The sequence below is a fragment of the Hymenobacter polaris genome (genome assembly GCF_012927305.1).
Lineage (GTDB): Bacteria > Bacteroidota > Bacteroidia > Cytophagales > Hymenobacteraceae > Hymenobacter > Hymenobacter polaris.
This window is the reverse complement of the sequence record NZ_JABBGH010000001.1, coordinates 454133-467788: the sequence shown is the minus strand read 5'-3', so window position 1 is coordinate 467788 and position 13656 is coordinate 454133. Positions and strand designations below refer to the sequence as shown.

The window sequence follows — 13656 nt, the reverse complement described above, 5'->3', positions numbered from 1 at the left end:
GGTCGGGCCGCGCCGGGGCACTACCTTCGCCGCCCGCTCCTTTTTATGCCGCTCCATTCACTTCAGCCCCTGCCTGGCGGGGCCTGGCTGGGCCGCTGGCACCTGCTCGAAGCCCCCGCCGCCCTGTGGCCCCTGCTGGCCGATGCCCCCGCCTACGCGCCCCTGCTGCCCGCCCGCACCGCCGGCCCGCGCCAGGCGCAGTGGTTGGCCGGGCGCGTGCTGGTGCAGCACCTGCTGGCGGCGGCCGGCTACCCGGCGGCTCCGCTGCGCAACGAGGCCAGCGGCCGTCCCTACCTGCTGGGCGCTACCCTAGGCCCCACCGTGTCGCTGTCGCACGCCGGGGCCTGGGTGGCCGCGCTGCTGGCCCCGCCCGGCGGCGGCGCCGGCCTCGACGTGGAGGCCGTGCGCCCCAAAGCCCAGCGCATTGCGCCCAAGTTTTTGACCGCTGCCGAGCAGGCCGTTAGCGAGCAGGCTATTGGCCGAGGCGCGGCGCCTGAGGCGCTTTATACCCTGCTCTGGAGCGCCAAGGAAACCCTGTTTAAGCTCAGCGGCCGCGCCGGTATTATCTTCCGCCAAAACCTGCTGCTCGACCTGCCGCCCGGGCCCTGGCCGCCTGCCGGCACCCTGCCCGCCCGGCTCTGGCTGGCGGGGCAGGAAACGCGGCACCAGATTTGTTATTTCGAGCCCGCTCCCGGCTACGTGCTTACGTATTGCGTAGGCCCGGCCTAGGGCCACCCGGCTTCGTCACTCGCCAGCCAATCAGACTTTTACCTCGTTTTTAGCTCATCCTATGCGTTTTCACAAACTCTCGATTATAGTAGCCACCGGGTTGCTGCTGGCTACCGTGGCGGTGGGCGTGGCGCGGGCTCAGGGCAGCCCCGTGCGCGATTTCACGGTGCAGAAAACCGGGGGCGGCGATGCCTCGCTGAGCGCCTACGCCGACCGCAAGGCGGTGGTAGTGGTGTTTGTGAACCCCGGCTGCGCCTTTTCGCGGCTCTACCAAGAGCGCCTCAGCGCCCTGCGCAGCGCCTACGAAGGCCGCGACGTGGCATTTATGTTCGTTAACGTGCCCATCAACCTCGACGCGGGCGACGGCGGCGGAGCCAACCTAGCCACCTTTACCGACGGCGGGGCCGCCAGCGCCGCCCTAGGGGTCAGCAAAACTACGGAGGCCGTAGTGCTGCAACCCAGCGGCGGCAGCTTCGCCGTGCGCTACCGCGGCGCCATCGATGATAACCCCCAGGTAGCCAGCGACGTGCGCCAGCCTTACCTGCGCCAAGCCCTCGATAACCTACTGGCCGGCCGCCCTGCCGGCGTGGGCGACACCCGCGCCGCAGGCTGCCTCATTAAACGCTGACCGCAGATTTAACGGATTCAACGGATTAAAACGGATACGCCTGGCGATGCCAGGCTGACTACGCGGACGGTAGGGCGGCTTCGCCTGCCTCTTGCCCTTAGGGATAAGGTGCGAGCCGAAGGCCGCTGCTCGTCCGCGTAGTCAGCCTGGCATCGCCAGGCGTATCCGTTTTAATCCGTTGAATCCGTTAAATCTGCGGTCAGGATAGTTAGCAGCTGCCCAACTTCCTCTACTTTGGCGGGTTCCTGCAGCTTCTCGAAGCCTACTTGCAAGTTGCGCATGGCGCGGCGCACGATGTCGAGGTTGGCGCAGGGCTCGTAGAAGCTTTCCTGCGAGGTGATGCCCAACTGACCCACGTAGTGCTCAATATCGGCCCTGGAAAGCGTGACGCCCCGGTTGTAGCAGTTGATGTAGAACGGGGTAGCGCCCGGCGCCTCGGGCTGGTAGGTGAGCACGAACAGGTTGGGTAGGTTGACGCCGAAGATGGGCAGGTCGAGCCGCTGGGCCACCAGCAGGTATATCACACAGAGCGACAGCGGGTTGCCGCGCTTGGTTTCGAACACCCGGTGCAGCATCGAGTTGGCCGGCGAGTGGAAGTGCTGGGTATTGGCCGCAAACTTATGGTTGCGAAAAATGACGTGGTTGAGCACCTGCACCTGGTCGGCGGGGTGCATGTCGGCGCGCAGCAGCGTCCACACCTCAAAGCGCAGCTGCTCGATGGCCCGGTTTAGGGCCTGCAAGTCGGCGTCGGGGTACTGGTACGAGTTGAGCAGCCACATGCCCTCCAGCAAGTCCTGGCCGCCACTGTCGCGCCATACGCGCAGGCGCTGCTGCAAGCCCTCAAACTGGAGCTGGTGAATCAGGTCTTCGAGGCGGCGCTGCTGCTGGGGGTCGAGGGTTTCCTCCCACGACTCTTCCAAAAACGGGATGATGGCTTCGCCCAGGTTCTGAATTTCGCCCTGCACCTGGGGCGCAATCTCTGGGTCGTCGAGCAGCGAGATAAGGGCTTTGATTTCGTTGGTAGTCATGCAGGCAAGTCACTCCCGCCGGCGGAAGCGGGTCGAATTTAACACCCGCAACTACCCATTTTGTTCGCTTAAATTGACTGACTAGCGTTTTGGGTCGCCTAATACCCTAGGGCCCAACTTCCAGCTCTACGCCAGCTTTAGTCAAAAAGCCTGATTTTGGCCTGGGCCAGTAGCTTGCCGCCGTGCCCGCTCAGCAGCGCCTGCCCAGCGGGCTAGCCCTGGCCCCAGGCCTCGTCGGCAGCGAGGGGCAGCAGCTTTTCGTGGCGCACTACGGCATCTATCACCACGGGTCCGTGGTGCGCCAGCGCCTCGCGCAACACGGCCGCCAGCTGGGCCGGGTCGCGCACGCGCAGGCCCTTGAGGCCAGTAGCCTCGGCCAGCCTGGCAAAGTCGGGGGCAGATAGCTCGGAGCCGGCGGCCGGCTGGGCTTCGTGGCGGTAGCTCCTGTCGTTGAGCACAATAACCTTGACGGGCGCCTGCGTTTGGCGCAGGGTGAGCAGCTCGCTCAGCAGCATGGCGAAGCCCTAGGGGCTGCACAGGGCCACCACCTGGCGGCCGGGCGCCGCCAGGGCCGCCCCAATGGTCTGGGGCAGCGCGGCCCCCAGGTTGCCGTGCACGATAGAGTTGAGTAGCCGGCGCCGGCCGTTCATGTGCAGGTAGCGGCTAGCCCAGGTCAAGGGTGCCCCCGTGTCGCAGGCAAAAATGGCGTCGGCAGTGCCTAGCTCAATTGAGCAGGTGGGCAAGGTGCGCAGCGCGCAACGCTGCCTCACCGGGCGGCGCGGTGGCTAGCGCGGCCAGGTGCACGACCACATCGGCGGGCAGCACCACTACGCCCACCCCGCCCCGGCCAAGGGCTACTTGCACGGCCGCTTCAGTCACGCGCACGGCCTGCGCGGGCACCGCAATAGTGGCGCAGTAGTGGCTGCAATCGCGAAAAAGCAATTCGGGGCGCGTTTCCTGGAAGTAGCTGCTACCAATTTCGTAGCTCGGTACTTGGGCCACAATGGCCAGCACCGGCAGGTGGTTGCGGTGACAGTCGTAGAGCCCGTTGAGGAGCTGCGCAGTGCCGGGCCCGCACGCGCCCACACAGACCGCCAGCGAGCTGCTAATAGTAGCCTCTCCCCCAGTGGCAAGGGCGCTAGCTTCTGCGTGCTGCACTTCTACCAGGGCCAGGCCCTTGCGGGGGTGGATGGCTTTGGCCAAGCCAGCTAGCTCCCAACAATACTTTTCTTTCCTATGTGCGCAAGGCGTTATAATAAATTAAATCATCTATATAGCTGATTTATAGGCTAAAATTTACACGCTGATGTCAACATTCTGTTGCCTTGCTCAGCCGTATCGCGCCTGGCTCGGGCTCGCAACTGGTCCTAGGCGCCGCTCTTAGCCAGCCGTTTTAGGTGGTTGCCCGCCGTGCGTTGCCGGGCGCCGAGCCATTTTTGCCAACCCGCCGCCCGCGGGCCCGTTGCAGCCCTATGTCCATTGTCCAAACTATTGCCGCCCTCGAGGCCGAGCTAGCCGGCACCGCCGCCCGCCTAGTTGTCGTCACCAAAACCCACCCCGTGGAGCGCCTGCGCGAAGCCTACGCCGCGGGTGCCCGCCTGTTTGGCGAAAACCGGGTGCAGGAAATGGCTGCCAAGCAGCCCGTGCTACCCGCCGATGTGGAGTGGCACCAGATTGGCCAGCTTCAAACCAACAAGGTGAAGTATTTGGCCGCCTTCGTGCACACCGTGCAAAGCGTAGACAGCTTGCGCCTGCTGCAAGAGCTAGATAAGCAGGCGGCTAAGCACCAGCGCGTTATCAACGGCCTGCTGCAATTCCACATTGCCCAGGAGGAAACCAAAACCGGCCTAACTCTACTCGAAGCCGAGGAAATACTGCAAAGCCCGGCCTACCAGCAGCTGCGCCACGTGCGCCTAACCGGCGTCATGGGCATTGCCACCTACACGCCCGACGAGGCCGTGGTGCGCGCTGAGTTTCGGCAGCTGCGTCAGTATTTCGAGCATCTGAAGGCCGGCTATTTTGCTGACCAGCCGCAGTTTAAGGAGCTATCGATGGGCATGAGCGCCGACTATGCCCTGGCCGTGGCCGAGGGCAGCACCCTAATACGGGTAGGCAGCGCCATTTTCGGCAGCCGCACCTAGGCCTAGCCCTATACCTGCTGGCATCTTTATCTCTCCGCCTTACCGAACCACCCTGCATGCGCTTTCTATATATTTTCAAATCTATACTAGCCCTCTGTTCTCCGCTGGCGAGCATAGCGCAGCACAGACCACCTGCTCCCATTCAAATTATGATAATGGGCTCCGACCACCTCCAGCAGCTCTACAATAACCAACCGCAGTCCGATGTCTTCAGTCCTAAGAAGCAGGCAGAACTAGCGCGAGTACGAGCGCAGCTCGCGCGGTTTCGTCCTAATATCATCTTGCTGGAGGCCGAGCCTAAGGAACAGGGGCAACTTGATAGTCTGTATGCCCGCTACTTAAAAGGCGACCTACAATTGACAAACCTACCCACTGGGCGCAGTGAGAGGTACCAAGTGGGCCTGGCCTTAGCCAAACAACTCGGGTTACCCAGCCCTAGGGCAGTAGACTATTATGCCGCAACGTCCCAATCGCTGCTGAGTACGGGCACTAATATCGAAGCCTTTACGCAAGCTCTCAAACAGTTGCAAATCACCGCGCGCCCTTTGCGCAGATTAGTGCAGCACGATAGCCTCTCCCTTTATGACTACCTGGCGCTGGTCAACCAACCCGCCATGATTGCTTTGGTTCACCGAGTTCAATTCAATACCCCAGCTCTGGTAATGAATGGCACATTTGCAGCGAACGGTACAAATACTGTAAACCTAGGTAAGGTAGATAACGAATATATTGGTGCTCATTTTATTACGTTGTTCTACAACCGCAATCTTAAAATTTATTCCAATATTTTGCGGGCGCAGCAGCAAAGCCAGGCGCAGCGCATACTCGTCTTGTTTGGAGTAGCCCACGTTGGGGTGCTAGAAGAACTCTTCGCAGCCAACCCAACCTACCAAATCGTTCACGCGGCTACTTACTTAAAGACCAGCAGGAACAAGCTTCGGCACGTCACGAAAGGTGCTAACAAGTAATTTTAAACTGACGAAGCATCCCTAAGCATGCAGCTTAGGCGTCGCGGCGCACGGTAGCTGCCGCCGCCTGCGCGGCCGGAAAAATGATGACTTCGGCAATTTGCACGTGCGGTGGGCGCGTCACCATAAACTGGATGAGGTCGGCAATGTCGGCGGCCGTGAGGGGCTGCACCCCCTTGTACACCGTAGCGGCCCGGGCCTCGTCGCCCTTGAAGCGCACTTCCGAAAACTCGGTCTCCACCATGCCCGGCGCCACTTCGGCCACCCGAATGCCCCTAGGCAGCAAATCGAGCCGCATCGTGCGCGTGAGCATGGCCACGGCCGCCTTCGAGGCGCAGTACACGTTACCGTTGGCGTAGGCCTCGTGCCCGGCAATCGAGCCAATATTGACGATAAAGCCGCCCTCGCCCATGCGCGGCAGCACCGCCCGGCTCACGTAGAGCAGGCCCTTCACGTTGCCATCCAGCATGGCGTCCCAGTCGGCCACGTCGCCGTCCTGAATTGGGGCCAGGCCGTGGGCATTACCCGCGTTGTTGATGAGCACGTCGATGCGGGCAAACTCAGCCGGCAAGCCGCCCACGGCCGCTTCTACTGCCGCGCGGTCGCGCACGTCGAACGCCAGCGCATGCACTGGCACGGGGGCCAGCTCGGCCGCCAGGGCCGCCAGCCGCTCTTGGCGCCGCCCGGCTATTATGAGTTGAAAGCCCGCCGCCGCCAGCGCCCGCGCCGTGGCTTGCCCAATGCCCGACGAGGCGCCGGTTACGAATGCCGTTTTCATGTTAAATTCTCTTGAATAGTAAAAGAACGTCCTGCTCATCTGACGTCCGCCTGCCGAAGCATCTCTACCACGACAGTAATTCTAACGTCAGGAGTTAATTATGCGGTAGAGATGCTTCGACAGGCGGACGTCAGATGAGCAGGACGTTCTTTTTTGAGAAGTTTAATTCAGGAACAAGTCTAACAGCTAAAGAAGCTATTCAATGTTTAAATACAGCGTTACCGTGTTGGTGCGCAGGCTTTGCAGGCTGTTGCTGTAGGTATTGTTCTGGGGCACCAGAATGTTGCGCAGGCCGTGCGAGAAGCGCAGCTCGGGCCCAAACTTGAAGTAGGGGTAAAACAAGTCCAGCCCCACGCCATACTCCAGCATAATGTCGCTGCGGTTAATGGTCAGCTGGTTGATGGCCGGCACGTTCTGGCGCTGCGTCACGGCGAAGCTAGGCTTGATGCCCGCAATGGCGTACACGCGGGTATTGCGCCGGCGGTTCGACTGGTACTTGAGTAGCAGCGGCAGCTCCAGCTGGGTGGTGTTCACCTCCTGCGTACGGATGGTATCGGGTTGCCCCACCCCGCGCCCCTGAAACTCGACGCGGCGCGCCATAAAGTTCAGGCCGGGCGCAAAGCGCAGATGCAGCGGCGTTTCGGGTGGTCCTAGGCGAACATCACCGATGAAGCCCACGGCCAGCCCGCCGCTAATGATGGCATTAGCCGCTAGGCCGCGGCCGTATTGCAGCGCCTGCACGTAGGCGGCCGACTGCTCGATGAAAAAGCGCGAGAAATTGGGCGCGATGTAGAGGCCGGGCCGAAAAAACCGCTGGTTGTAGTTGGGCAGGTTGTCTACCGTCACGCCCCGGATGTGCCCCTTGCGGTTGCGGTCGATGTCGTCGCTGCGCTTGCGCTGGGCCAGGGCCGGCCCGGCCAGCAGCAATAGCAGCCCCAGCAGCACCAGCCCGCGCCCCCCTCCTACTTGTGGCCGGTGTAAATGGAGCTGATGCCGAACGTAAGTGGTTGCCATGTGGGATTGCTAAAGCCGACGCGCCGCAGAATAGCCACGAAATCGGCACCGTCGGGAAACGCCTGCACCGAGGCGGGCAGGTAGGTATAGGCGCTCTGGTCTTTGGAGATAACCTTGCCAAACACCGGCAGTACCCGACTGAAATAAAAATTGTACGCTTGCTTGAGCGGAAAAGCCGTGGGCTTGCTGAACTCCAGAATGACGAGCTTGCCGCCCGGCCGCAGCACGCGGTACATCTCAGCCAGCCCCTTTTCCAGATGCGCAAAGTTGCGCACCCCAAACGAGGCCGTTACCGCGTCAAACGTACTGTCGGCGAACGGCAGGCTCTCCGAGTCAGCCAGCTCTAGCTGGATGCGGTGCCCTAGGCCCTTGGCAGCCAGCTTCTGGCGGCCCACCGCCAGCATCCCAGCCGAAATATCTACGCCCGTCACCTGGGCTTCGGGCGCGGCGGTGCGCAGCGTTTCAATCGCGAAGTCGGCCGTGCCCGTGGCAATGTCCAGAATGCGAGCTGGGCGCAGGGCCTTCAACTCATTCACGGCCTGGCGGCGCCAGTAGATATCGGTGCCCGCACTTAAAAAGTGGTTGAGGAAGTCGTATTTGCCGGCAATGTTGTCGAACATGCGGGCCACCTGCGATTTCTTATCGGCGGCGTCTTCTTTGTAGGGTACTACGGCCATAGCGGGGTGCAAAGAACGGCACGAGGCCGCGAAAATTGCGCAATGCGCGGAAGTGGCCGGCCCACGTGGCCCGCCGCATAGCAGACAAAAAAACGGCCGGACTGTTTGTCCGGCCGTTTTCAATGAAGCTTACCCTAGGGTTACTCGGCTTTGGCTTTCACCTTGGCCTTCTCGCCCGAGGCGTCTTTGGCTTTCGAATCTAACTCGCCGTCTTTCGAAACGGTTTTCGACTTCGAACCCTGCGCGCCTTTGGTTTTCACCTTCACTTTGTCGCTGTCCTCGTCCACCTTGGTTTTCACCTTCGAGCCGTCGGCCATCTTCACCTTGCTCTTGCCGGGCAGCGGCGGGGCAGTTTCCACGGGCACAGCAATAACCGTGGTAGTCGTCGTGGTGCCAGTAGCGGTGGGCGCGGGCGGCATAGGAGCCGGGCCTGCTACGCGGATGGGGCGGAAGTCATCGCGGCGGTTAAGCTGCATGTTTTCCGGCGAATCGTTCGGCGCAATGGGCTTGCGCTCGCCAAAGCTCACGGTCGTAATGCGGGCGTCGGCAATGCCTTGCTTCACGAGGTAGTTCTTGCCCGCGTCGGCGCGGTTCTGGCCGAGTACCATGTTGTACTCATCCGTGTTGCGCGAGTCGCAGTTACCTTCTACCGATACGTTGACACCAGGATTAGCCTTCAAATAGTTCGCGTTGGCATTCAGCACCTTAATGGCCTCGGCGCGCAGCTTGTATTTATCGGTGTCGAAATAAATCGACTTCATCACGTTATTAGCACCGCCGGGCTGGAACGCCAGGCCTAGGGTATCCACGTAGTTCACGTAGAAGTTCTTAGTGATGCTGGTCGAGTCGTTGGTCGAAACCGGCACGGCAAACTCCTGCGTCTCAATGTTCTTGCCGTCCTTGTTTACCACCACCTGGTAGGTGCGGCCCGACAGCACGCTCACCTTGTAGTCGCCGTTGGGGTCCTTGGTGATGTCGCGGAAGCTGATGGCCGTTTTGTCGGCCTGCGTGCCGTTAAACACCAGCTCAACGCCCGGAATGGCCGTGGTGCTATCACGCTTCGAGAACACCTGGCCCTTGATGTTGATGTTCTTGATGTAGCTGATGGTATAGATGTCCTTCTCGCCGTAGCCACCAATGCGGTACGAACTGAGGTAAGCATACGTGCCATCGGGCGCCAGGCGGTAGTACGAGTCGGCGTCGGGCGTGTTGATGGGGTAGCCCATGTTCTCGGGCCGGCCCCACTTGTGGCCGATGCTGTCGTACTGCGACTTGAAGATGTCGTAGTCGCCCATCGTGTTGTGGCCGCGCGAGCTGAAATACAGCGTCTTGCCGTCGCGGCTGATGTAGGGGCTATCCTCGTCGTACTTGGTGTTGATAACACCCCCTAGGGACTTAGCCGGGCCCCAGTCGCCGCCCGGCGTGCGGGTGCTGTAGTAGAGGTCCAGGTTGCCGTCCTCCGAGTAGTGGGCGGTCGAGAAGTACAGCGTGTTGCCGTCCGGGGTGATATAGGCGTCGCCCTCGTACTGCTTCGAGTTGATGTTGTTGTTCAGCTTCACCGGGGCCTGCCAGTCGCCGCCCGCCGCCTTCGAGGCGATGAACACGTCACCGTCCTCGTCGCTGCGATACATCAGCAGCTTGGTGTCGTTGTCAAACAGCTGGTCGGAGGCGTCGTGGCCTTTGCTGTTGAGTGCCTGCGACAGCGAGCGCGGCTTCTCCCAGTTGTCGGCGTCGATGCGGTGCGTTTCCACGATGCCCTCGTAGTACTCACCATCGGCGGCCGTCTTGTCGCGGCGCTTGGTGTCGAGGCCCGGAATGTCGGTGGGGTTGGCGCGGGTCGTGAAAATCAGCGTCTTATCGTCCGACGAGATAACCGGGCTGTGCTCCGAATACTGCGTATTCACCGTGGGGCCCAAGTTCTTCACGAAGATGTCCTTGGGCGAGTTGAACAGCACCTTCGCGTTTTTGCTATGTTGAATGAGCTGCGCTACTTCTTCGCGGCGCGAGTCATTCTTCTTTTTCAGCGTGGCGTTGTAGTTCTGGTAGTGGGTAATCGCCTCGTCGAAATTGTAGTTGAGGTGGTCCACCCGGCCCAGCCAGTACTCCACATCCTTCGACACTTTAGGCTTCACCTTCTGCGCCTTGTAGATGTAGTCGCTCGCCTTTTCTTTATCAAAGGACAGGTAAGCTACCCCGGCCCGAAACAGCGCCGTAGCGTTATTGGGGTCTTTGGCCAGTACGCGCTCGTAATAAGGAATAGAGGCCCGGTAGTTTTCCTGATTATAGAGCTTGTTTGCCGTTTGCAGGTCCTTGCGCACGCTTTGAGCGTCGGCCGAGGTGCTCACGGCCACCGTCAGCGTCAGCGCGCAGGAAGCTTGCAGCAGCCGTTTGGATAGGTTGTCCATTGAAAAAAGGAAGTGATTGAAGAATTTTTTAAGGAAGGACGGTAGTTATAAGTGAGTAGCGGGCGCCCGCCCAGTGCCGCGCCACGCGTAAAAACTGGCAACTTATACTGTAAACTAGCCGCAGGGTTAGCCCCTGGCAGCCTAGGGCTTCAGCTAATAGGCCGACAAATATATTGAATACTTGGGGTTAAGCTCGGCTTTAGGGGTTAGCCAGCGGCCTCCCCTACTGCTGGTGCGCCTTTGCCAGGGCACTCCGCAAAGATAGCGGCAGCCACTAAACCGCAAGCCGCTACCACCTTAGCCTTGCTGATGGGCCTAGGGTGCCGCTTGCGCCCGTAGCCCGCCGCATCTTTGTACCCGCACTGTTTAGAAGGTAACCCGCCATGGTCATTCGCGAAGCAAGTTTTTTGAGCAGCAACACCCAGGTGGCCGCCTGCCCCGCCCCCGACCGCCCCGAGTACGCTTTTATCGGGCGCTCCAACGTGGGCAAGTCGTCGCTCATCAATATGCTGACGGGCCGCCTGGCGCTGGCCAAAATATCGAGCACTCCCGGCAAAACCCAGGTTATCAACCACTTTATGATTAACGACGAGTGGTACTTGGTTGACTTGCCGGGCTACGGCTACGCCCGCGTCAGCAAAAGCTCGCGGGCCGACTGGGGCAAGATGATAAAGGCCTACCTCACCAAGCGCGAAAACCTGACCTGCGTGTGCGTGCTGCTCGACTCGCGCCACGCGCCGCAAGCCGTCGATTTAGAGTTTATGGCCTGGCTGGGCGAGGCGGGCGTGCCGTTCGTCATGATTTTTACGAAGGCCGATAAGCAGTCGGCCACGCGCACCCAAGAGTTGGTGGACGCCTACCTGCGCCAAATGCAGGAGCAGTGGGACGAGCTGCCGCGCCACTTCATCACGTCGGCCGAAACCGGGGCGGGGCGCGAGGCGGTGCTGGGCTTCGTGGACGAGGTGAACCGCCAGCTGGCGGCCGAAGCGCCGAGCAAGTAGCTACTTTTGGCCCGCCGATTGCCCCTAGGGCTGGCTAGCGGGGTTTGCCTGCCCTTATTTACAACTAGTACATGAAAAAATCCTTGTTTACCCTGCTGGCGCTGGCTGGCCTGGCTACAGCCGCCCAGGCACAAACCACGCCGGCCCCCGCTCCAGGTGCGACTGCCTCCAAAAGCATAGGCACCATTGTGCGCCCCACCGAAGCACTGCCGGTAGCCGCTTACTACGAGGGCGGCCAGGAGGCCCTCTATGCCTTTCTGGCGCAGGAAGTGAAATACCCGGCCCTCGCCTACCGCACCCGGCAGCAGGGCCGCTGCCTGCTCGATTTTACGCTCAACGCCGACGGCTCGCTTAGCAACGTGCGCGTCTTGGTGAACCCCGGCGGCGGCATCGGCGACGAGGCCACGCGCCTGCTGCGCCTCATCAAGTTCAAGCGCCCTGACAACCCTATCATCTTGAAGATGCCGATGGATTTCAAGATTAGTCGGCCGACTTCCAACACTACCCAAAACTGATTTTTGTAATGTGACAAATGCGAAGATGTAGAAAGATGTAACATGTAATATTGTCATTGCTCGGCACATACCATCCTTTTTACATCTTCACATTTTACCCATTCTCACATTCTATCTATTCCTCTACTTCTTCCCCAATGCCCTACGATTTGAAAGAGCTGGCTGCCATTAGTGGCCAAAGTGGTTTGTTTCGGCTGGTGCGGCCCGCCCGTCACGGTGTGCTCGTCGAAAGCCTGGATGCTAAAGGCACCCGCTCGCTGGCACCGGCCAGCAACAAGGTTTCGCTGCTAACCGAGATTGGCATCTACACGCAGGACTCGGACGAGACGGTGCCGCTGACGGAGGTATTTGAGCGCATTCACCAGCGCTACGGCGCCGAGCTGCCCGTGACGGGCAAGTCGGGCGAGGCCGAACTAACGAGCTTTATGGGCGAGGTGCTGCCCGAGTATGACCGCAACCGCGTGTACCAGTCCGATATTAAAAAGCTGGCTACCTGGTACGGCATCGTGAGCAAAAACGTGCCCTACCAAGCAGCGGCAGCCGACGAGCCCGCCGCCGATGAGCCCCTGAGCACCGGCGGCGTTATCGGCGAAACCGACCCTAGCCCCACCGACGCCGGCAACCCGGAGGTAACACGGTAGCTTTCTGAGCCAACCAATTTTAATAAGCAGGTCCGGCCGCGTAAGCGTGGCCAGACCTACTTATTAAGCTAATGCGATACAGCTTGTTATACTCCTGCGGGCACCGTTTCCTGGGCCAAAAAGCGCTCGGCCAGTGCCACTAACTCGGGGCTGCCAATGAAGAAGGGGCAGCGCTGGTGGCAGGCAGCGGGCTCTAGCTCGAGGGTGCGCGCGTAGCCGTTGGAGCTGCGGCCGCCGGCCTGCTCCACGATGAAAGCCAGCGGGTTGCATTCGTACATGAGGCGCAGCTTGCCGGCGGGGTTTTTGGCCGTGGCGGGGTAGAGGTAGATGCCGCCCTTGAGCAGGTTGCGGTGAAAATCGGCCACCAGCGAGCCAATGTAGCGGGCCGAAAACTGCGCGTCTTGGCAGTGCCGCACGAAGGCCGCTACGCCGGGCGAAAACGAGTTACTGGAGCCCTCGTTGATGGAATAAATGGTGCCGGTGCGGGGCGTCTGAATGTCGGGATGCGAGAGGAAAAACTCCCCTAGGCTCGGCTCGTAGGTAAAGCCGTTGACGCCGTTGCCGGTGGTGTAGACGAGCATCGTGCTGGAGCCGTAGATGACGTAGCCGGCCGCTACCTGGTGGGTGCCGGGCTGCAGGCAGTCGGCCGCGGTGCCGGGCTGGCCGGTGGGCGACACGCGGCGGTACACGCTGAAAATGGTGCCAATGCTCACGTTCACGTCGATGTTGGACGAGCCATCAAGCGGGTCAATGGCCACGATGTACTTACCCTGCACGTTGCCGGTATCAATGGCCTCGTCGTCTTCTTCCGAGATGATGGTGCAGGCCTCGCCGCCGTTGCGCAGCGCGCGGATAAAACGGATGTTGGCCACTACGTCGAGTTTCTGCTGCTCCTCACCCTGCACGTTCTGGTTGCCGTAGGCGCCGGCAATGTCGATGAGGCCCGAGCGGTTGATTTCGCGGTTCACGATTTTAGCGGCCAAGGCAATGTCGCGCAACAGCTGGCTCAACTCGCCAGTAGCATAGGGAAAATCCTCCTGCTTGCGCATGATGAAGCGGTCGAGTGTAGTGCCGACGGGCAGGGCAAGCTTGCTGGCGTCCATGAGGATGCGTATAAAATGAACCGCTACA

14 protein-coding genes and 1 pseudogene are annotated in these 13656 nt (G+C 60.8%); 7 read left to right on the top strand and 8 right to left on the bottom strand.

Features of this window, described 5'->3' with window-relative positions:
- Nucleotides 1-45: 45 nt before the first annotated feature.
- Together HHL22_RS01940 and HHL22_RS01935 are read left to right on the top strand one after the other, a co-directional pair.
- The gene (locus HHL22_RS01940; protein ID WP_169529282.1) at nucleotides 46-729 is read left to right on the top strand and encodes a 4'-phosphopantetheinyl transferase family protein; all 684 of its coding nucleotides are present in this window, start codon (nucleotides 46-48) and stop codon (nucleotides 727-729) included.
- A gap of 61 nt (nucleotides 730-790) precedes the next feature.
- Nucleotides 791-1357 carry a thioredoxin domain-containing protein gene (locus HHL22_RS01935; RefSeq protein WP_169529281.1) on the top strand — a complete coding sequence of 189 codons (567 nt, stop codon included), beginning with the start codon at nucleotides 791-793 and terminating at the stop codon, nucleotides 1355-1357.
- A gap of 170 nt (nucleotides 1358-1527) precedes the next feature.
- Here HHL22_RS01935 and HHL22_RS01930 read toward each other — a convergent pair whose 3' ends face one another.
- The 3 genes and pseudogenes from HHL22_RS01930 to HHL22_RS01915 form a co-directional block, all read right to left on the bottom strand.
- Nucleotides 1528-2385, bottom strand: a complete 858-nt coding sequence (locus HHL22_RS01930) for a transglutaminase-like domain-containing protein (protein WP_169529280.1) — start codon at nucleotides 2383-2385, stop codon at nucleotides 1528-1530.
- A gap of 212 nt (nucleotides 2386-2597) precedes the next feature.
- Nucleotides 2598-3128: pseudogene (locus HHL22_RS01925) on the bottom strand (thiamine pyrophosphate-dependent enzyme).
- A complete protein-coding gene (locus tag HHL22_RS01915; protein WP_169529277.1) occupies nucleotides 3109-3588 on the bottom strand; it encodes a thiamine pyrophosphate-binding protein in 480 nt (159 codons plus the stop codon). Before HHL22_RS01915 ends, HHL22_RS01925 begins: the two are co-directional and overlap by 20 nt.
- A gap of 269 nt (nucleotides 3589-3857) precedes the next feature.
- Between HHL22_RS01915 and HHL22_RS01910 the strand changes: the two genes are divergently transcribed.
- Both HHL22_RS01910 and HHL22_RS01905 read left to right on the top strand, forming a co-directional pair.
- The gene (locus HHL22_RS01910; RefSeq protein ID WP_169529276.1) at nucleotides 3858-4526 is read left to right on the top strand and encodes a YggS family pyridoxal phosphate-dependent enzyme; all 669 of its coding nucleotides are present in this window, start codon (nucleotides 3858-3860) and stop codon (nucleotides 4524-4526) included.
- A 56-nt stretch (nucleotides 4527-4582) separates the two neighbouring features.
- The gene (locus HHL22_RS01905; protein WP_241737943.1) at nucleotides 4583-5494 is read left to right on the top strand and encodes a DUF5694 domain-containing protein; all 912 of its coding nucleotides are present in this window, start codon (nucleotides 4583-4585) and stop codon (nucleotides 5492-5494) included.
- Between the two features lie 34 nt (nucleotides 5495-5528).
- Here the strand turns inward: HHL22_RS01905 and HHL22_RS01900 are convergent, their stop codons facing one another.
- From HHL22_RS01900 to HHL22_RS01885, 4 genes are all read right to left on the bottom strand, one after another.
- Nucleotides 5529-6272 (bottom strand): SDR family NAD(P)-dependent oxidoreductase, encoded by a 744-nt coding sequence (locus HHL22_RS01900; protein WP_169529275.1) that lies wholly within the window; start codon nucleotides 6270-6272, stop codon nucleotides 5529-5531.
- Between the two features lie 195 nt (nucleotides 6273-6467).
- The gene (porT, locus tag HHL22_RS01895; RefSeq protein ID WP_169529274.1) at nucleotides 6468-7286 is read right to left on the bottom strand and encodes a type IX secretion/gliding motility protein PorT/SprT; all 819 of its coding nucleotides are present in this window, start codon (nucleotides 7284-7286) and stop codon (nucleotides 6468-6470) included.
- The gene (gene ubiE, locus HHL22_RS01890; RefSeq protein WP_169529273.1) at nucleotides 7235-7963 is read right to left on the bottom strand and encodes a bifunctional demethylmenaquinone methyltransferase/2-methoxy-6-polyprenyl-1,4-benzoquinol methylase UbiE; all 729 of its coding nucleotides are present in this window, start codon (nucleotides 7961-7963) and stop codon (nucleotides 7235-7237) included. The genes porT and ubiE overlap by 52 nt, the downstream gene beginning before the upstream one ends.
- 140 nt (nucleotides 7964-8103) lie before the next feature.
- Nucleotides 8104-10368, bottom strand: coding sequence for an OmpA family protein (locus HHL22_RS01885; RefSeq protein WP_169529272.1), 2265 nt, complete (start codon nucleotides 10366-10368; stop codon nucleotides 8104-8106).
- 383 nt (nucleotides 10369-10751) lie between these two features.
- On the opposite strand from HHL22_RS01885, the gene yihA reads away from it, so the two are divergent.
- The 3 genes from yihA (at nucleotide 10752) to HHL22_RS01870 (ending at nucleotide 12525) form a co-directional block, all read left to right on the top strand.
- Nucleotides 10752-11369, top strand: a complete 618-nt coding sequence (gene yihA / locus HHL22_RS01880; RefSeq protein ID WP_169529271.1) for a ribosome biogenesis GTP-binding protein YihA/YsxC — start codon at nucleotides 10752-10754, stop codon at nucleotides 11367-11369.
- Between the two features lie 71 nt (nucleotides 11370-11440).
- A complete protein-coding gene (locus HHL22_RS01875) occupies nucleotides 11441-11884 on the top strand; it encodes a TonB family protein (protein WP_169529270.1) in 444 nt (147 codons plus the stop codon).
- 137 nt (nucleotides 11885-12021) lie between these two features.
- The gene (locus tag HHL22_RS01870; protein WP_169529269.1) at nucleotides 12022-12525 is read left to right on the top strand and encodes a DUF5606 family protein; all 504 of its coding nucleotides are present in this window, start codon (nucleotides 12022-12024) and stop codon (nucleotides 12523-12525) included.
- Between the two features lie 86 nt (nucleotides 12526-12611).
- Here HHL22_RS01870 and fbp read toward each other — a convergent pair whose 3' ends face one another.
- Complete coding sequence (gene fbp, locus HHL22_RS01865) at nucleotides 12612-13628, bottom strand: class 1 fructose-bisphosphatase (protein ID WP_169529268.1); 1017 nt, start codon at nucleotides 13626-13628, stop codon at nucleotides 12612-12614.
- Nucleotides 13629-13656: the final 28 nt, after the last annotated feature.